This window comes from Longimicrobium sp. (genome assembly GCA_036387335.1).
In the GTDB taxonomy this organism is placed as follows: Bacteria; Gemmatimonadota; Gemmatimonadetes; order Longimicrobiales; family Longimicrobiaceae; genus Longimicrobium.
The window spans coordinates 1-17,122 of record DASVTZ010000025.1 but is presented as its reverse complement, the minus strand read 5'-3'; the positions used below and the strand labels follow the sequence as shown (position 1 = coordinate 17,122).

At 71.8% G+C, this 17,122-nt stretch carries 16 protein-coding genes; 11 read left to right on the top strand and 5 right to left on the bottom strand.

Features of this window, described 5'->3' with window-relative positions:
• Positions 1 to 98: 98 nt before the first annotated feature.
• From VF647_01945 to VF647_01935, 3 genes are all read left to right on the top strand, one after another.
• Positions 99 to 2,141 (top strand): PQQ-binding-like beta-propeller repeat protein, encoded by a 2,043-nt coding sequence (locus VF647_01945; protein HEX8450825.1) that lies wholly within the window; start codon positions 99 to 101, stop codon positions 2,139 to 2,141.
• A gap of 432 nt (positions 2,142 to 2,573) precedes the next feature.
• A complete protein-coding gene (locus tag VF647_01940) occupies positions 2,574 to 3,050 on the top strand; it encodes an Lrp/AsnC family transcriptional regulator (protein ID HEX8450824.1) in 477 nt (158 codons plus the stop codon).
• Positions 3,051 to 3,095: 45 nt separating this feature from the next.
• Positions 3,096 to 5,288 (top strand): glutamine synthetase III, encoded by a 2,193-nt coding sequence (locus tag VF647_01935; GenBank protein HEX8450823.1) that lies wholly within the window; start codon positions 3,096 to 3,098, stop codon positions 5,286 to 5,288.
• Between the two features lie 237 nt (positions 5,289 to 5,525).
• Here VF647_01935 and VF647_01930 read toward each other — a convergent pair whose 3' ends face one another.
• Both VF647_01930 and VF647_01925 read right to left on the bottom strand, forming a co-directional pair.
• Positions 5,526 to 6,050: a hypothetical protein gene (locus VF647_01930; protein ID HEX8450822.1), complete on the bottom strand. Its 525-nt coding sequence runs from the start codon at positions 6,048 to 6,050 to the stop codon at positions 5,526 to 5,528.
• A 331-nt stretch (positions 6,051 to 6,381) separates the two neighbouring features.
• Complete coding sequence (locus VF647_01925; protein ID HEX8450821.1) at positions 6,382 to 6,849, bottom strand: hypothetical protein; 468 nt, start codon at positions 6,847 to 6,849, stop codon at positions 6,382 to 6,384.
• Between the two features lie 132 nt (positions 6,850 to 6,981).
• Here VF647_01925 and VF647_01920 point away from each other — a divergent pair, with 132 nt between their 5' ends.
• Genes VF647_01920 through VF647_01910 form a run of 3 tightly spaced genes read left to right on the top strand, consistent with a single transcriptional unit; the run spans position 6,982 to position 9,772 of the window.
• On the top strand, positions 6,982 to 8,322 hold the full coding sequence (locus tag VF647_01920) for a CCA tRNA nucleotidyltransferase (GenBank protein HEX8450820.1): 1,341 nt from the start codon (positions 6,982 to 6,984) through the stop codon (positions 8,320 to 8,322).
• A 3-nt stretch (positions 8,323 to 8,325) separates the two neighbouring features.
• Complete coding sequence (locus VF647_01915) at positions 8,326 to 9,273, top strand: hypothetical protein (GenBank protein ID HEX8450819.1); 948 nt, start codon at positions 8,326 to 8,328, stop codon at positions 9,271 to 9,273.
• Positions 9,266 to 9,772, top strand: a complete 507-nt coding sequence (locus VF647_01910; protein ID HEX8450818.1) for a DinB family protein — start codon at positions 9,266 to 9,268, stop codon at positions 9,770 to 9,772. The genes VF647_01915 and VF647_01910 overlap by 8 nt, the downstream gene beginning before the upstream one ends.
• A gap of 24 nt (positions 9,773 to 9,796) precedes the next feature.
• On the opposite strand, the gene VF647_01905 is transcribed toward VF647_01910, so the two are convergent.
• Positions 9,797 to 11,365, bottom strand: a complete 1,569-nt coding sequence (locus VF647_01905) for an FAD-binding oxidoreductase (protein ID HEX8450817.1) — start codon at positions 11,363 to 11,365, stop codon at positions 9,797 to 9,799.
• A gap of 71 nt (positions 11,366 to 11,436) precedes the next feature.
• Complete coding sequence (locus VF647_01900; GenBank protein HEX8450816.1) at positions 11,437 to 11,880, bottom strand: transcriptional repressor; 444 nt, start codon at positions 11,878 to 11,880, stop codon at positions 11,437 to 11,439.
• 187 nt (positions 11,881 to 12,067) lie between these two features.
• Here VF647_01900 and VF647_01895 point away from each other — a divergent pair, with 187 nt between their 5' ends.
• Positions 12,068 to 13,003, top strand: a complete 936-nt coding sequence (locus VF647_01895; GenBank protein HEX8450815.1) for a hypothetical protein — start codon at positions 12,068 to 12,070, stop codon at positions 13,001 to 13,003.
• A gap of 307 nt (positions 13,004 to 13,310) precedes the next feature.
• On the opposite strand, the gene VF647_01890 is transcribed toward VF647_01895, so the two are convergent.
• Entirely contained in the window at positions 13,311 to 13,886 is a 576-nt protein-coding gene (locus tag VF647_01890; GenBank protein ID HEX8450814.1) for a GNAT family N-acetyltransferase, read from the bottom strand.
• Between the two features lie 140 nt (positions 13,887 to 14,026).
• Between VF647_01890 and VF647_01885 the strand changes: the two genes are divergently transcribed.
• From VF647_01885 to coaD, 4 genes are all read left to right on the top strand, one after another.
• On the top strand, positions 14,027 to 14,194 hold the full coding sequence (locus tag VF647_01885) for a hypothetical protein (GenBank protein HEX8450813.1): 168 nt from the start codon (positions 14,027 to 14,029) through the stop codon (positions 14,192 to 14,194).
• Between the two features lie 78 nt (positions 14,195 to 14,272).
• Positions 14,273 to 15,997 carry a single-stranded-DNA-specific exonuclease RecJ gene (gene recJ, locus VF647_01880; GenBank protein ID HEX8450812.1) on the top strand — a complete coding sequence of 575 codons (1,725 nt, stop codon included), beginning with the start codon at positions 14,273 to 14,275 and terminating at the stop codon, positions 15,995 to 15,997.
• 184 nt (positions 15,998 to 16,181) lie between these two features.
• Positions 16,182 to 16,709 carry a 16S rRNA (guanine(966)-N(2))-methyltransferase RsmD gene (gene rsmD / locus VF647_01875; GenBank protein HEX8450811.1) on the top strand — a complete coding sequence of 176 codons (528 nt, stop codon included), beginning with the start codon at positions 16,182 to 16,184 and terminating at the stop codon, positions 16,707 to 16,709.
• Positions 16,706 to 17,122, top strand: a 417-nt coding sequence (coaD, locus tag VF647_01870) for a pantetheine-phosphate adenylyltransferase (protein HEX8450810.1), incomplete at its 3' end; no start/stop codon positions are given. The genes rsmD and coaD, both read left to right, overlap by 4 nt.

Sequence of the window (17,122 nt, the reverse complement as noted above, 5' to 3'; positions counted from 1 at the left end):
GCGGAGCGAAGGATCTACTGTGCGTGCCGCGGGGCTGGCGTGACGAGCAGGGGGACTTTGCGCTGTTCGTTCACCCACACATCCAACTCCGCAGGCCCTTGATCCTCACCCGCCGCGACTTCCTGAAGACCGGCATCGCAGCCGCGCTCACGCCGGGGGCGTCGTTCGCGATGCCGCCGCGCGCGTTTTCGTTCGCGTTCTTTTCGGATACGCACGTGGCGCTGGGGCGCAACGAGCGCGAGTGCAGGGCGATGATGGAGGAGATCGCGAGCGGCATCCGGCCCGATTTCGCGATCAACGGCGGCGACGTGACCGATTACGGGTGGCGCGGCGAGTACGACGGGTACGCGCGCGTGCTGGCGGGGATGAGCTTTCCCGTGCACCACATCCCCGGCAACCACGACGTGCGCTGGTCGCCGCTGGGGCCGCAGATCTTCGCGAAGTACTGTGGCGAGCCGTTCCGATCCTTTGAACACAAGGGATGCCGCTTCGTCCTCCTGGACAGCTCGGTGCCCCTGTCGCACTGGGGACACTTCGAGAGCGGGCAGCTTCGCTGGGCAGAGCGCGAGCTGCGCAGGGTGGGGCGCGAGACGCCGGTCTTCGTCTTCACCCACCACTGGGTGGGGCGCGACCGCGTGATGGTGGACAACGAGAACGAGCTCCTGCGCGTGCTGGAGCCGTACAACGTGAAGCTCGTCTTCAACGGCCACGGGCACCAGGACCTCCTCTGGCACTGGAACGGCGTCGCCGGGACGATGAACAAGGGGCTGTACCAGGGCTCGTACCAGCGCGTGGACGTGGACTGGAACGCAGGCGAGGTGCGCCTCTCCCGCCGCACGACGGAGGCGCCCGAGCTTCGTCCGCTCCTGAGGGTGCCGCTCGCCCCCCGTCGCGATGCGCGCCCGCTGTGGGCCGTGGGCGTGTCGCTGGTGGGTGCGGGCACTGCCGTTCCCACGCGGGCGGAGGGCGCGCGCGAGTTCCGTTGGGATGAGGGGGCGTGGGCCCCGCTCCCGCTCGCGGGCGCCCCCACGATCGGGTTGCGGCCGGGCTCTCACCTCCTCTCGCTGCGCGCGCGCGATGGCGGTGCGCAGCGCGCCTTCCCCGTACGCGTGACCCGCACCGATGCCGCGCTTCGACCCCGCTGGGAGCGGCGCCTCACCGGCGGCGTCATGTCGCACCTGCGGCTCGCGGAGGGTGTGCTCTTCGCCAGCGCGATGGACGGCTCCATCACCGCGCTTCGTGCCAGCGATGGGACGCAGCTCTGGACGGCGCGCACGGAGGGCTACTGCCACTCGTCGCCCAGGGTGGATGCGGGGCGGGTGATCGTGGGGAGCGCGGATGGCGGGGTGTACGCTTTCGACGCGCGCACCGGGCGGCGCCTGTGGAAACACGCCACGGGCGGGCCGGTGTACGCATCTGCCGCCGTGGCGGGGGGGATCGCCGCCATCGGCTCGGGCGACGGGACGGTGTACGGGCTGGATGCGCGCACCGGTGCCGTACGCTGGCGCTTCGCCCTCCCCACGGGCGACACCGCGTTCGCGCAGAGCCCCGCCGCGACCGACGGCGAGCGCTTCTACGTCGGCGCCTGGGACCGCAACCTGTACGCGCTCGACGTTGCCACGGGGCGCGAGGTGTGGCGGCGGCAGTGCACGGACAAGTCGTTCGCGTACTCGCCGGCCATCGGCGGGCCGGCAGTGGGAGGAGGGCGGGTGTACGTGCCATCCAACGACAACGTCCTTCACGCCTTCGATGCCGCGACCGGCGCCCCGCTCTGGCAGGCCACGGCGCCCGGCGACAAGTTCGGCTACTCCTCGCCCACCCTCGTCGGCGACCGCATCTACATCGGCTGCCTGGGCGACAAGGGCCAGGTGCGCTGCGTCTCCGCCGCCGACGGCCGCGAGCTGTGGATGACGGAAACGGGCGGCGAGATCTACGACTCCTCCCCCGCGGTCAGCGACGGCCGTGTGGCGATCGGCTCGGTGAACGGCACGCTGCACCTCCTGTCTGCCGATGATGGGCGGATGGTGGCGCAGCATCGGTTGCCGGCGGGGCACTTCCTCGCATCCCCGGCGGCGGGCGGGCGGTCCGTGTACGCCGCGACGTTTTCGGACGTGGTGATGGGGTTCGACGTGGCGGGGTGATTCGGGTGTGGGAGCGGAAGGCGGCGCCTGACATGGCGCGGGCAGCCACGTGGGGCTGCCCCTACGGGGATCGGTGCGGAAAGGCAAAGGTCGAGATAGCGCAGGGGAGGGCAGACACGCAGGTCTGCCCCTACGGGATCTGTGCGCGTCGCAGGCGGCGGAGCAGCGTCGAGCACGGGCGCGATGAATTGCGCCCGTGCCGAGAACTGGGGTACGCGGGGTGTGTAGCCCCCTCTCTCGATAACGGCGAGGGCGCAGCCCTCTCCTGTTATCGGGAGAGGGGGCAGCGAGGAACGAGCGGGGGTGAGGGCCGGCCGTCACACGACGCCCGGCCCGTTTTCGTCTTTGACGCATACCTCTTGCATACGCAGCGGAGCCAGCGTATCATTTGCGAAAGTTTGGTGCATCGACCACATGACTTAAGAAAGTTAAGTGACTCGTCTCGATGATGTGGACACCCGGCTCCTGGAGATGCTGCAGGAGAACGGGAGGACCTCGCAGCACGACCTGGCGGTGGCGGTGGGGCTCTCGTCGCCGGCGGTGGGGGAAAGGCTGCGGAAGCTGGAGGAGCGCGGGATCATCCGCCGCTTCGCCGCCGTGCTCGATCCCAAGCTGCTGGGGCGCGACGTCACCGCGTTCCTGGCGGTGGGGATCGCGGGATCGAGCTTCTACGAGGAGTTCAGGGCGCGCGTGCTGGCGCACCCCGAGGTGCTGGAGTGCCACTCGATCACCGGCCAGGGCTCGCACCTGCTCAAGGTGCGCACGGATACGACCTCCGGGCTGGAGGGGCTCCTCGCCGAGATCCAGAGCTGGCCGGGAGTGCAGTGGACGAACACCAGCATCGTCCTGTCGACCATCAAGGAAACCGCTGTGCTCGGCCTCCGGCCGCGCGTGCAGGCGGAGCGGTAGCAAGACCACAACGCCCTTCAACCCGAGCAAAAGGAAGGAGCTCCAATGCCCAAGACCGCCGCCCGCTTCGACACCCTGGCCGCCGCCACCTGGGAAGCAGACGAGAGCCGGAACGGAGATAGCGCCGCACGCGGCCCCATGGACATCGAAGGAATCTTTGGCAAGAACACCTTTGGCCTGGCGGAGATGCGCGCGCGCCTTCCCAAGCAGGTGTTCAAGGCGCTGATGAACACCGTGGACCGCGGCGAGGCGCTGGACGCCAGCGTGGCCGACGCGGTGGCGCTCGCCATGAAGGAGTGGGCCACCGAGCGCGGCGCGTCGCACTTCACGCACTGGTTCCAGCCGCTCACCGGCTCCACGGCAGAGAAGCACGACTCCTTCATCACCCCCAACGTGGGCGGGGGCGCCGTCGCCGAGTTCAGCGGCAAGGAGCTGATCCAGGGCGAGCCTGATGCGTCGTCGTTCCCTTCGGGCGGCCTGCGCGCAACCTTTGAGGCCCGCGGCTACACGGCGTGGGACCCTACCTCGCCCGCGTTCATCGTGGACACGCCGGCCGGCTGCTACCTCTCCATCCCCACGGCGTTCGCGTCGTGGACGGGCGAGGCGCTGGACGTCAAGATCCCGCTCCTGCGCTCCATCGCCGCGCTGGAGACGCAGACGCGCCGCGCGCTCGCGCTCTTCGGCGACACGGCGGAGCGGGTGGTGGCCACCTGCGGGCCGGAGCAGGAGTTCTTTCTGATCGATCAGGAGTTCTTTTACCGCCGCCCCGACCTGGTGACGACCGGCCGCACGCTGTTCGGCGCCAAGCCGCCGCGCGGGCAGGAGCTGGAGGACCACTACTTCGGTTCGATCCCGGACCGCGTCCTGGCCTTCATGACCGAGGTGGAGCGCGAGCTGTACAAGCTGGGCGTGCCGCTGCGCACGCGGCACAACGAGGTGGCGCCGGGCCAGTTCGAGATGGCCCCCATCTACGAGAACGCCAACCTGGCGGCCGACCATCAGCAGCTGGTGATGATCACGCTGCGCAAGGTGGCGCGGAAGTACGGACTGGCCTGCCTTCTCCACGAGAAGCCCTTCGCGGGCGTCAACGGGAGCGGCAAGCACCTCAACTGGTCGCTGGGCACCGAGAGCGCCAACCTGCTGGAGCCGGGCGACACGCCGCACCAGAACATGCAGTTCCTCTTCTTCTGCACCGCCGTGTTGCGCGCGGTGGAGCGGCACCAGGACCTGCTGCGCTCAGCCGTCGCCTTCGCGGGCAACGACCACCGGCTGGGGGCCAACGAGGCGCCGCCCGCCATCATCTCCGTCTTCCTGGGGACGCAGCTCGCGGACGTGTTCGACCAGATCGAGCAGAGCGGCACGGCCACGTCCAGCAAGCAGGGCGGGCTGATGGGGCTAGGGACGCACGTGCTGCCGCACATCCCGCAGCACGCGGGCGACCGCAACCGCACCTCGCCCTTTGCTTTCACCGGGAACAAGTTCGAGTTCCGCGCGCTGGGCGCATCGCAGTCCGTCTCCTGGCCTGCTACGGTGCTCAACACCGTCATGGCCGAGTCGATCGACGAGCTGTGCGCGGCGCTCGAAGCGGAGGTGGAGAAGGGCACTTCCTTCGAGGACGCCCTGCAGCAGCTGATCGCTTCGGAGATCCGCCGCGTGAAGCGCATCGTCTTCAACGGCGACGGCTACAGCGACGACTGGCAGGAGGAGGCGGAGCGCCGCGGCCTGCTGAACCTGCGCACCACACTGGACGCGCTGGAGACGATGGTGAGCGACAAGAACACGGCGCTCTTCGAGAAATACGGCGTGCTCTCGGCCCGCGAGCTGGAGTCGCGCCACGAGATCGCGCTGGAGACCTACTTCAAGACGATCAACATCGAGGGCGAGACCACCGCGGACGTGGCGGCCACGATGGTGCTGCCGGCGGCGTTCCGCTACATGAACGACCTCCTCGCCGCCGCCGAGCGCGCCGCGGACATCAAGCTGGACGCGCGCGGCCTGCACTCCACGCTGCGCGAGCTGAACGGCCTCATCGACGAGCTGCGCGACGCCCTCGACACCCTGCGCACCCACAACGCCGAACTGGGCGGCGACGACGTGCACTCCAAGGCCTACCACATGCGCGACAACATCGTCCCCGCGATGCTCGCCGTGCGCTCAGCCGTGGATCGCCTGGAGAAGATCGTCCCCGACGACATGTGGCCGCTGCCCACGTACCGCGACATGCTGTTCGTCAAGTAGCGGATTTGGAGGAAAAGCAGAGAGGCACGGAGATCGGTGATCTCCGTGCCTCTCTGCCTTTCTAGCCCCAGGCGAGTAAACTCGCTGCAACAACAGCACAAAGTCCGCCTTCGCGGACTCGGGGCCAATGCCGTGCTACTCGAGCCCACTTCAGTGGGCTTCGCGTGGTTCCAGCCGGGGGCTTTAGCCCCCTGTGCGCGTCCCCGGCGCGCGTCCCCGGCGCCCCGGCCACCCACATCAACCCTCCGAATCCCCGCCCAGCGCCTCCATCCGCGCGCGCAGGTGGCCGAGGTGGGTGGTGAACACGGAGTCCTCCTCCGGCTCGGCGCGGCCGTCGGCGGCGAGCATGGCGAGCGCGAGGCCGCTGAGAGCGGTGACCACCTGGCGCGAGTTCTCGGTGCCGCGCTCCCGGTCCATCGCCAGGATGGACTCCAGGTAAGCGGGGGTGGACATCAGGTAGTCGTGAAGCGCGTCCGGGTCGTCGGCCAGCTGCACGCTCTCGGCAACGGAGCGGCGCAGGACGTCGTCGCTGGGGTGCTCGCCCGTGGCGGCGCGGAACACCTCACCGAAGAGCTCCAGCTCGTGCTCGTTGAGGTCGTCGTCGCCGCCGGCGAGCACGCCGAGGAAGCGGGTCAGGTGCGCGACGGCGTTCTCGGCCGCGGTGCCCGGGCCGGACCAGTAGCCCTGCTCGGCCGCGTTCACGGCGGCTTCTACGACCAGCCGCGACAGCTCGTCGTGCGACAGGTGAATGCTATGAGTCATTGTATCTGGTCGACGGGGCGGCGAAGGGCGCGGGCGCCAGGGAAGGTGCCGGTTGCCGTCCTCCGCTGCAAGGGCGCGCTCAGGCGAGCTCGTGCACCGTCCCGGCGTCCAAGCCTCTCAACCGTCTTGCAGGACTCGCGAGCCAGCGGGCGAACAGCAATCTCACGCGGAGGCGCGGAGGCGCTGAGGAGGACGCGAAGTTCCCTCCGCGCCCTCCGCGTCTCCGCGTGAGGCCATGCAGTTGCCGTTCTGCGTTGGACGCGCAGATCGAATGCGAAAGGGCCGCCCCGATGTCAGGGCGGCCCTTCTGTGATCTGAACTCGACTCGTCCTCAGGCGAGGATCGCCGGCATCTCCTGGCGGTCGATGACCTCGACGATCAGCATCGGCTCCAGCGGCACGATGCGCTCCTCCACCCAGGAGCGGAAGCAGTCGTGGCCGAACTCGCGGGCCGCGCGCGCCTGGTCCGGAAAGCCGAAGTAGTCCGCCCACCCCTCCTGCTCCGCCCTCCACTTGCAGTCCCAGTGGAAGCGGACGTGCCGCTCTTCCGTCGCCGTGCGCACGATGAGGGTCCCACGATAGAACTCGCACCCGCTCGACCCGCGGACTTCGATTGATTCGATGGCGAGGTCGGGATATTCTAACAGCGCCTTGGTCAGCGTCCGCTCCACCTTGACGGGGGGCGAGAGCCGGTCGAAAGAGATCCGTTCGTTGGGACGGCCGCTGCTGCGAAAGGAGCGGAATGCCGCGCGGAAGGCGTCGCTGGCGGGAGCCTGGAGGAGGAGATCTTGGGTGGTCATCACTCGCGCGGTAGGGGTGGAGGGAGCGGTTCGCGATTACAAGATAATTAAGAGTGGCCGATCCGCCAAGCCGTTGCCGCAAATGTGCTTGCATTCGGAACGGACGGGGCCTGACGGGGGATGATGGCAGAGGTGACGGTTACCAGCGCGGAGCTGCGCGCCCCGGATGAGGTCGTCCGCATCACCCGCGTCCTGCGGGATGCGGGGTTCGAGACGTGGACGGTGGGCGGCGCCGTGCGCGACGCCCTGGCCGGCCGCACGCCCGGCGACTGGGACCTCGCCACCGCCGCCCGCCCCCGCGACGTGCAGCGCATCTTCCGCCGCACCGTCCCGGTCGGCGTGGCGCACGGCACGGTGGGGGTGCTGGGCAAGGACGGGCGGATGTACGAGGTGACCACCTTTCGCCGCGACGTGGAGACGGACGGGCGGCACGCGGTGGTTCGCTTCGCGGACTCGGTGGAGGAGGACCTTCAGCGGCGCGACTTCACCATCAACGCCGTCGCCTGGCACGCGCTCACCCGGGAGCTGCGCGACCCGCACGGCGGCGTGCCCGATCTGCGCGAAGGCGTCCTGCGTACGGTGGGCGATCCGCGCGAGCGCTTCCGCGAGGACCGGCTGCGCGTGCTGCGCGCCCTGCGCTTCGCCGCGCGCTTCGGGCTGCGCATCGACGACGCCACTTGGGCCGCCGCGCGCGAGTCCGCCCCGGAGCTTCCGAAGCTCTCCGCCGAGCGGGTCCGCGAGGAGCTCCTCAAGGTGCTGCGCGAGACGGAGCGCCCGTCCGTCGCGCTGCGGCTGTACGAGGGATGCGGCGCGCTCGCCACCCTCTACCCCGAGCTGCAGGCGTGCGTCGGCGTGCCGGACGGCGCGGACGACGTGTGGAGCCACCTGCTGAAGACGGCCGACGCACTGCCGCGCCACCACGCCGCGCTTCGCCTTCCCGCGCTCGTCCACGACGTCGGCAAGGCGCGCACGGCGGATGCGGGGTTCGCCGACCACGCGGCGGCGGGCGCGGCGGCGGCGTTCGGGATGCTGCGGCGCCTCAAGTTCTCCAACGCGGAGACGGACCGCGTGGTTCACCTGGTGGCGCAGCACAGCGCCATCCCCGCCTCCGATGCGCCTGAGGCCGATCTGCGGCGCTGGTTGCGGCTGGTCGGCGCCGGCTACGTGCGCGACGTGCTGCGCCTGCGCGTGGCGGACGTGCGGGCGCGCGGCGCGGGCCCGGGCGACCCGCGCCTGCGTGAAACCGCGGCCCTGCGCCGGCGCGTAGGGAGGATCATGGCCTCGGCGCCCGCGCTCACGCTGGGCGACCTGGCCATCGGCGGCGCGGAGCTGCGCACGCTCGGCATCCCCGCGGGCCCGGTAATGGGCGAGATCCTCCGCGACCTGCTGGAGCGCGTGACCGACAATCCGTCGCTCAACACTCCCGAGGCTCTCACGGAGATCGTCCGGGCCCGACTCTCCAGCCCCGGTTGAGCCATGTACTCCACCTGCCTCTACTGCCACCGGCCCCTGGGCGCCAACACCCGCGTGGAGGCCTTCCCCGTGGGCGAGCGCCTGGCCTTCGACCCGGAGCGCGGGCGGCTGTGGGCGGTCTGCCGCGCGTGCGCGCGGTGGAACCTGAGTCCGGTGGAGGAGAGGTGGGAAGCGCTGGAAGAATGCGAGCGCCTCTTCCGCGACACGCCCCGCCGCACTACCACGGAGAACATCGGGATGGCGCGGCCCGCCGAGGGGCCGGTGCTCATCCGCGTGGGGCGCCCGATGCGGCCGGAGTTCGCCGCGTGGCGCTACGCCCCGCAGCTCGAGCGGCGGCGGCGCAACGACCTGCTGGGAGGAGGGCTCATCGCGGCGAGCCCCCTCGGCGTGCTGGCAGCGGGGGTCGCCACGTTTGGGACTGCGGGGTTCGCGGCCGTCGCCGCGGCTCCGCTGGTGTTCGTGGGCAGCGCGGTCGCGTGGTCCAGGTCGCAGCTCCGGCGGGTGGTGGGGCTTACCGCCGAGGGCTCGCCGATCCGTGTGCGCCACCTGCGGGACGTGCGCCTGGAGGACGCGGGGATGCGCGTCGTCACCGACAGCGATGCGGGGCGCGCCGAGCTCACCGGAGCCGCGGCGCAGACGCTGGCCTCGGTGGCGTGCGCGCGCAGCAACCAGATCGGCGCGAGCCCCAGCTTCGTGCGCTCGGCCGTGGAGAGCCTGGAGCGGAGCGGCGGTCCCACTGCGGTGCTCGATGCTGCGTGCCGTGCAGGCGGGCTCTCCCAAATCCGCTACGTAGACCGGCTCGCGCTGGAGATGGCGCTGCACGAGGAGCAGGAGAGGCGCGCGATGGAGGGCGAGCTGCGCACGCTGGAAGCCGCCTGGCGCGAGGCGGAGGAGATCGCCGCCATCGCGGATGGTCTGGCCATCGCGTCCCGTGGAGCGAACGATGAGTGAGCCCGAGGTCTGGCTGCGCGGCCCGATGCCCGGCGTGCCGCCGCTGCTGATGCCCGCCGCGCACGCCCTGGCCGGCGCAGGCGAGGACGTCGCGCGCGTCGCCGCGGGGCTCACGGTGGAGCAGCTGTGGGCGCGTCCCGGCGGCGTGGCGTCGGTCGGCTTCCACCTGCGCCACATCCCTGGCATCCTCGACCGCCTTCTCACCTACGCCCGCGGCGAGCCGCTGACGGACGCGCAGCTCGCCTACCTCCGGGCCGAGCCCGACCCCGGCGATCCCGCGCCCACCGCCGACGACCTGCTGCGCGGCGTGGACGAGGCGATCGCGCGCGCACTCGCGCAGATCCGCGCCACGCCTGAGGCGGATCTCCTGCTCCCGCGTGGCGTGGGGCGGCTCCAGCTTCCGAGCACGGTGATGGGCCTGATCTTCCACGCCGCCGAGCACGCGCAGCGGCACACGGGGCAGATCGTCACGCTGAGCCGCATCGTCCGCGCAGGCTAGTCGCGCAACCTCAGGAGCGCGGCTTCAGTAGCGGATCGCGTCGAGCGGGCGCTGGCCGGGGAGGGGGAGGATCACGCCGGGGTTGAGGATGCCGAGCGGGTCGAAGGCACGCTTCACGGCGCGGAAGCACTCCACGATCTCGGCGCCCCAGATGATCTCGATGAGCGGCGCGCGCAGTCGGCCGTCGCCGTGCTCGCCGGCCATGGTGCCGCCGAGCGACGCGACGCCCTCCGCCACCTCGTACACGATGGCCTCCACACGCGCCTTCCACCCCGGCGCGTCCACGTCAACCAGCGGGTTGACGTGCAGGTTGCCGTCGCCCGCGTGGCCGAAGATGACGGCGGGGAGATCGTTGGCCGCCAGCACGCGCCGCAGGAGGTGGACGTAGTCGGCGAGGCGATCGACGGGAACGACGCCGTCCTCGATGAACTGCATCGAAATCCGCCCGCCGGCCAGCTTCGCGATCAGGGGGCTCGCGGCGTGGCGCACGTGCCAGAAGCGCTCCTGCTCCTCCGGATCGATCGCGATGCTGATCCGGTCCGCCACCCTGCCCAAAGCCTCCCGCACCCGCTCCAGCGACCCGGCGACCTCATCCACCGAGGCGCCCTCCATCTCCACGAAGAGGATCGCCTCCAGGCCGGGGCGCAGGGGGTAGCCGGGGTCCTCGCCGCCGCCGCGCACCAGGTCGATAAAGGTGCGGTCGATCATCTCGCACCCGGCGGGCTCCAGCGCCAGGATGCGCTGCACCGCGGCCGCGGCGGCGGACAAGTCGGTGAACTCCAGCAGCGCCAGCGCGCGCGCGGCGGCGACCGGCTCCAGGCGCACCTCCGCGGTCGTCAGCAGCGCCAGCGTCCCCTCGCTCCCCACCAGCAGGTCCATGGCGTCGCCGCTCTCCAGGTACTCGCGCAGGGCGTAGCCGGACGAGTTCTTTCGCACGCGCGGCCACCGCGCCTCGATGGCGGCGCGATGCGGCTCGATGGCGGCGTCGACCTCGGCGAGGATCTCGCGCAGGCGCGGGTGCTCGGGCGGGGCGCCGCGCTCCACGTGAGCGCGCGTGCCGTCGGCGAGGACGACCTCCAGCGCATGGACCCAGCGGCGCGTGGAGCCGTGCTTCACCGTGTGCACGCCGCCCGAGTTGTTGGCGATCATCCCACCCAGCGTGGCGCGCGCGGCGCTGGACGGGTCCACGGGGAATTGGAGGCCGTGCGGCGCGGCGGCGGCGTTGAGCTCCGCCAGCGTGCAGCCGGGGAGGATGCGGGCGCGCCGCGCATCTCCATCCACCGAAAGGATCGCGTGAAAGCCGGAGACCAGGTCCACCGCCATGCCGCGCCCCACGTTGCCACCCGGCATCCCCGTTCCGGCGCCGCGGGGGACGAGCGCGGTCCGCGTCGAGGCGGCCCACGCCACCAGCGCGGCCACGTCGCCGGCATCGACAGGCACGGCGACGGCGTCGGGGAGCGCGCGAAAGATCCCCGATGCCTCGCCGAAGGGGGTGCAGCGCGCCTCGTCACCCAGCACCTCGCCCCGGAAGCCGGGGATCGAAGGCGCGGCGCGCGGAGCGGCGGGTTGACAGGGAGGGGAGGCGGGGTGCATCGTGGCGCGCTTGGAGGCGGAAACGAAAAACGCTCCCCGCGGGGAGCGTCAGGAGGGGGAGGCGCGGTGGGTCAGCCGCCGCAGCTTCCGCAGTAGCCCACCACCTCCACGCGGAACCCTTCGACGCGGAAGCCGTCGCCCACGCGCACCTGGGGGCGGTACGCGGGCTCGGTGGCGTGCACGTCGCGAACCACGCCGCAGCCCAGGCAGCGGGAGTGGTAGTGCTCGTCGGTGCGCGCGTCGTAGCGGGCCGAGCCGTCGCCGTACGAGAGCTTGGCGGCCAGCCCGCAGCTCACCAGCGTCTCCAGCGCCTTGTACACCGTGGCCAGCGAGATGTCCGAGATCTCGCCGCGCACGACGGTGAACACCTCGTCGGCGGTGGGGTGCTCGTCGGTGCCGCGGAGGAAGCGGTAGACGGCGGCGCGCTGCTCGGTGAACCGCTGGCCGTTCGCCTCCAGCGCTTCGCGGAGGACGGCGTCCACCTCTTCGGGGCGCGGGTTCGCGGTGGTGACCATCGGAATCAGGGGGCGGCCTGGGAGTCGGGCGGGCTCCATCGCGGAGCACCGGCGTTTCCAAGCTAGGGCGGGTTCCGGAGGGTGTCAACTCCAGCGCCCGCGCGCACGTAGCCGCACTCGCCGCCGCCCCGGCACGGACGATGCGCGGGCGGGCGCCGTGCGATCCAAACCCAACAGGGAGAGAGGCGTGGCCGGACGACGGGGAAGAGCGATCTGGGCGGGGCTGGCGCTGCTGGCCTTCGCGGCGGGATGCGGGCCCGACGAGGTGGAGCCGCTGCCACCGTTGCAGCGGCCCAGCGCGGAGCGGAGGGCGGGCTTGCCGGAGGTGCGGGGGCGGTGGCTCTTCGCCGGCTTCGAGATCGCGCCGCGCGACAGCGCGTCGATGGCGAACAGCGACTACCAGCTCACGCCGCCGGGCGAGTTCCGCTTCCTGACGCAGCGGCTGGACTCGGTTGCGGGTCAGTACGGGGTGCCGGGCAGCTTCGTGATCCCCTTCACCGGCGAGGTGCGCAAGGACGGCGTCTTCGCCCTGGTGGCCTTTCCGGGGGAGGGGGTGCAGCAGTTCGTGGCGGGCCGCGTGGTGAACGACACGCTCTGGCTGGAGCTCACCAACGTGCTCTCGGTGGAGCGCTGGCCGCCGCGCACCCGCGCCGCCTTCGTGCGGCGTCCCCGCGGCGCGCCCTTTACGCGGCTCCTGGGCGGCGCCCCCATCATCGTCCCGCCCACCCCGGAGGAGCTCGACTCCATCCGCCGCGACTCGATCCGCCTGGACTCGATCCGTATGGATTCGATCCAGCGCGCGAGCGTCGCGCCGGGTGCCGTGCCTCCGGGCGGGGTGCAGCCTGCGGTGCCGGGCGCGGTACCGGGTGCTCCAGTGCAGCAGCCGGGAGTGGCGCGCCCGCCCGTGCAGCAGCCGGGCGCCGCCCGCCCGCCTGCGCAGGTGCCGCCGGCCGCCACCCCGCGCCCGCGTCCCCCGGTGCGCCGCCCACCGCCGCCGACGCAGAACCCCGCGCCGACCCAGGGCCCGCCCGCACCGCAGGAGTACCCGCAGCCCGCGCCGCCCTCCAACCCGCAGCCATCCATGCCGCGCGAAACGATCAGCATCCCGCCGCCGCGGCAGTGATGCGAAAGAGGCGGGGTCCCCAGCCGGGATCCCGCCCCTGGCGAGTGAACTCGCGGCAACAACAGCACAAAGTCCGCCTTCGCGGACTCCCGGGCGAGATCTGCGTTCCTCAAGCCGGCTTCAGCCGCCTTCGCGTGGTCCCAGCCGGGGGCTTTAGCCCCCGGCGATGCCCCGCCGGCGACCCCGCCCCCGGCGTTCCGGGCGCCGCCGATCCGGCACCGACACGCCCCCGACCAGCCTGCGAAGGCAGGCTTCCCGCCGTTGTTGCAGCGGTTTCAACCGCCGGCCCCCGCTCAGCCCCCAAACCTCACCCCGCCCGCCACTCCGCGTTCGTCAAGCTCGTCAGCACGTGGTCCTGCCACTCGCCGTCGAGGTACAGGTAGTCCCGCGCGTACCCCTCCACCACGAACCCGAGCCTCCGCAGCAGCCCCCCACTGCGCCGGTTCCACGGAAAGAAGTTCGCCATCACGCGGTGCATGTTCAGCTCGCGGAACACGTATTGGATCGCCGCCTCCAGCCCCTCGCGCATCAGCCCGTGCCCCTCGCGGTCGGCGGCGATGCCGTAGCCGAGGACGCAGTAGTGCGCCGCGCCGCGCACGAACTGGGTGAAGTTGGCGTTGCCGATCACGCGGCCGGGGTTCGCGTGCTCCCACATGAAGAGGCGCAGCGAGCGGTCGCCGCGGAACTCGGAGCGGCTCGCCTGCGCCTGCGAGCGCCAGAACTCCGCCGTAAAGAACTCGGCCTCCATCCGCGGGCGGGTGCTCGCCAGGTGGTCGTGGTTCTCCACGAAGTAGCGCGCGATAGCCTCGGCGTCGCCGGGCTCGGCCAGGCGCAGCGTCAGGCGCGCGGTGGTCAGCACCGGAGGCTCGCGAAGGGTGGGCATCGTTGGGCGAGGGAAGGCGGTGGGGAGCGCGTGACCCCGCCAAGGTAGGGAACGGGCGCCGCCGGGGGAAGCGGCATGCGGGTTGCTCTCCACCGCGCCTCGAATCACGATGCCCACACACCCGCAAGCTGGAGCACGCCATGAGCCCCGACGACCACAAGGACCTCCCCTTCGACGGCGGGTCGGAGCCCGTGCCCCAGGTGAAGGAGAGCGTCCCCAGCCCTGGCCGCGGCGCCATGCAGTACGTGGTGATCGGCGTCTGCGTGCTGATCGCGCTCTTTTCGCTGCTCTGGGTCTTCGGCTTCTAAGCGGGCGGTACGCGCCACCCCGCGCACGCCCCGCCGGAACGGCTTGCCCGATCCGGCGGGGCGTGGCTACACTTGGGCATGCTCACCGCCGTCGCGCCCCGCCGCTGGGTCTTCCCCCAGCCACCCGACTCCGCCGCCGTCAACCGCCTCTGCCAGGAGCTGCGGCTCCCTCCCGTCCTCTGCGGCCTGCTGGCGCAGCGCGGGATGGCGGAGCCGCTGGCCGCGCGCGGCTTCCTGCGTCCGCACGCGGGGCAGCTCCACGCGCCCTCGCTGCTGGCGGGGATGGGCGACGCCGTGGCCCGCCTGCGCCGCGCGCGCGAGCGCAACGAGGCGGTGCTGGTGCACGGCGACTACGACGTGGACGGGATCTGCTCCACCGCGCTCTTCACCCGCGCGCTGGGGATGATGGGGCTGCGCGCCATCCCCTTCGTCCCGCACCGGCTGGTGGACGGCTACGACCTGTCCGACGCGGGGATCGCGGAGGCGAGGAAATGGGGCGCCACGCTGATCCTGACCGGCGACTGCGGGATCGTGGCGCACGATGCCGTGGAGCGCGCCACCGCCGCCGGCATCGACGTCATCGTCACCGACCACCACACCGCCGGCCCCACCCTTCCCGCCGCCGCCGCGGTGGTGAATCCCAACCGGGGCGATTGCGAGTATCCTGAAAAGGGACTGGCCGGAGTCGGGGTGGCGTACAAGGTGTGCTGTGCGCTCGCCGCCGAGCTCGGCTTCCCTGAGGAGCGCCTGCACTCGTTTCTGGACCTGGTGGCCGTCGCTACCATCGCGGACCTGGCGCCGCTGGTGGGGGAGAACCGGGCGCTGGTGCGCTGGGGCCTCAAGATCCTTCCACAGACGCCCAACCCAGGCCTCCGCGCCCTGCTGCGCGTCACCGGGCTGGCCGACAAGGAGATCACGGCGACGCAGGTGGGATTCGTCCTCGCCCCGCGCCTCAACGCCGTAGGCCGCATGGGCGAGGCGCTCCGCGGCGTCCGCCTCCTGCTGACCGACGACGAGCGCGAGGCGGACCGGATCGCGGCGACGCTGGAAGAGGAGAACCGCTGGCGCCAGACGGTCGATGGCGACACCCTGCGCGCCGCCCTCCTGCAGCTCGAAACGCAGTTCGATCCCGACCGAGACCGCGGCGTCGTGCTGGCGGCCGACGGCTGGCATCCCGGCGTAATTGGCATCGTGGCGTCGCGCGTGGTGGAGCGCATCCACCGCCCCACCGTGATGATCGCGCTGGATGGGGGGAACGATGGGAAGGGAAGCGCGCGCTCCATCCCCGGCTTCCACCTGTACGACGCGATGCGCGACTGTTCGGAGCACCTGACGCGCTTCGGTGGTCACCGGATGGCGGCCGGGTGCTCCATCCGCCCCGAACGGGTCGACGCCTTCCGCGAAGCCTTCGACGGCCGCGCCCGCTCCCTCCTGGAAGACGACCACCTGGTTCCGCAGGTGCGCGTGGACCTGGAGTTGGAGCTACACCAGGCGAACGAGGAGCTGGCGCGCCTGATCCGCCACGCCGGCCCGTTCGGGATGGGGAACGCGACGCCCATCTTCGCCGTGCGCGGCGTCCGCCTTGCGGCCCCGCCCAAGTCAGTGGGCAAGGGACACCTGAAGCTCACCCTGGGCGCATTCGGCCACACGCTGGACGCCATCGGCTTCGGGATGGCGGAGCGCCTGGAGGAGCCCGGCTTCTTCGACGGCCCCCTGGACGTGGCGTTCAAGCTGGAGGAGAACACGTACAACGGCCGCACCACGCCCCAGGCGAAGCTGGTCGACCTGCGGCCGGCGTCGTGAGGGCCCCCACCCCCCGGCCCCCTCCCCCGCAAGCGGGGGAGCGTGGGGGAGGGGGAGAACTGCGCGTGCACGCCGACGCGCAAACGCCAGGGTGCGAACCGCAACCCCGTAGGGGCGGCCCCATGTGGCCGCCCGTGCCCGCCGCCGCTCCGCCGCCCGGTTCCACGCGCTCCGCCCCGCACGCATGAGAATCGTCGCTGGAGAATGGGGCGGCCGCCGCCTCGTGGCGCCGCCGGGACGCGCCACACGGCCGACCACCGACCGCGTTCGCGAGGCGTGGATGAGCGCCGTCGACCCGCACCTGGACGGGGCGCGCGTGCTCGACCTCTTCGCGGGAAGCGGCGCGCTCGGCCTGGAAGCGCTCTCCCGCGGCGCCGCGCACGCGACGTTCGTGGAGCACGCACCGTCCGCGCTCCAGAGCCTGCGCGCCAACCTCACCGCCCTGGGCGCCGCCGCCCGCACCGAGGTCGTACGTGCCGATGCGATCAAGTACGTCGCCGGGCTGCAGGCGGCCGCCTTCGACGTGGCATTCGCCGACCCGCCCTACGCTCAGGGATTCGCCGCGGCGCTGGCGGAGGCGTTCGCGGCCGTGCCATTCGCGGGGCTGCTCTGCATCGAGCACGGGCGCAACGACGAGATCCCGGAACTCCCCGGCGCCCGAACCCGCCGCTATGGCGACACCGCGCTCACCTTCATCCCCGCCCCCGAATGAGCGACCCGCGCATCGCGCTGTGCCCCGGATCGTTTGATCCGCTGACACTCGGCCACGAGGACGTCGTGCGCCGGGCGCTCTCCTTCGCCGACCGCGTGGTGGTGGCCGTCTCGCACTCGCCCACCACGGCCAAGCAGGGGATGTTCACCGTGGACGAGCGCGTGGAGATGATCCGGGAGGCGTTCCAGGACGAGCGGCGCGTGGAGGCCGCCGCGTTCCAGGGGCTCCTGGTGGACTTCGCGCGCCTCCGGGGAGCATCGCTGGTTGTGCGCGGCGTGCGCGGCGCGGTCGATTGGGAATACGAGTCGCAGATGGCCGTGATGAACCGCCGCCTTCTCCCCACCCTGGAGACGGTGATCCTGCCGGCTGACCCGATGCACGCGCACGTTTCGTCCACCCTGATCCGCCAGATA

What these genes read in the sequence shown, in the direction of transcription:
- VF647_01935 (HEX8450823.1), top strand. Translation starts at nt 3,096, where the DNA reads ATGCCCAAGACCGCCGCCCGCTTCGACACCCTGGCCGCCGCCACCTGG.
- VF647_01930 (HEX8450822.1), bottom strand. Translation starts at nt 6,050, where the DNA reads ATGACTCATAGCATTCACCTGTCGCACGACGAGCTGTCGCGGCTGGTC.
- VF647_01925 (HEX8450821.1), bottom strand. Translation starts at nt 6,849, where the DNA reads ATGACCACCCAAGATCTCCTCCTCCAGGCTCCCGCCAGCGACGCCTTC.
- VF647_01915 (HEX8450819.1), top strand. Translation starts at nt 8,326, where the DNA reads ATGTACTCCACCTGCCTCTACTGCCACCGGCCCCTGGGCGCCAACACC.
- VF647_01910 (HEX8450818.1), top strand. Translation starts at nt 9,266, where the DNA reads ATGAGTGAGCCCGAGGTCTGGCTGCGCGGCCCGATGCCCGGCGTGCCG.
- VF647_01905 (HEX8450817.1), bottom strand. Translation starts at nt 11,365, where the DNA reads ATGCACCCCGCCTCCCCTCCCTGTCAACCCGCCGCTCCGCGCGCCGCG.
- VF647_01900 (HEX8450816.1), bottom strand. Translation starts at nt 11,880, where the DNA reads ATGGTCACCACCGCGAACCCGCGCCCCGAAGAGGTGGACGCCGTCCTC.
- VF647_01890 (HEX8450814.1), bottom strand. Translation starts at nt 13,886, where the DNA reads ATGCCCACCCTTCGCGAGCCTCCGGTGCTGACCACCGCGCGCCTGACG.
- VF647_01885 (HEX8450813.1), top strand. Translation starts at nt 14,027, where the DNA reads ATGAGCCCCGACGACCACAAGGACCTCCCCTTCGACGGCGGGTCGGAG.
- recJ (HEX8450812.1), top strand. Translation starts at nt 14,273, where the DNA reads ATGCTCACCGCCGTCGCGCCCCGCCGCTGGGTCTTCCCCCAGCCACCC.
- rsmD (HEX8450811.1), top strand. Translation starts at nt 16,182, where the DNA reads ATGAGAATCGTCGCTGGAGAATGGGGCGGCCGCCGCCTCGTGGCGCCG.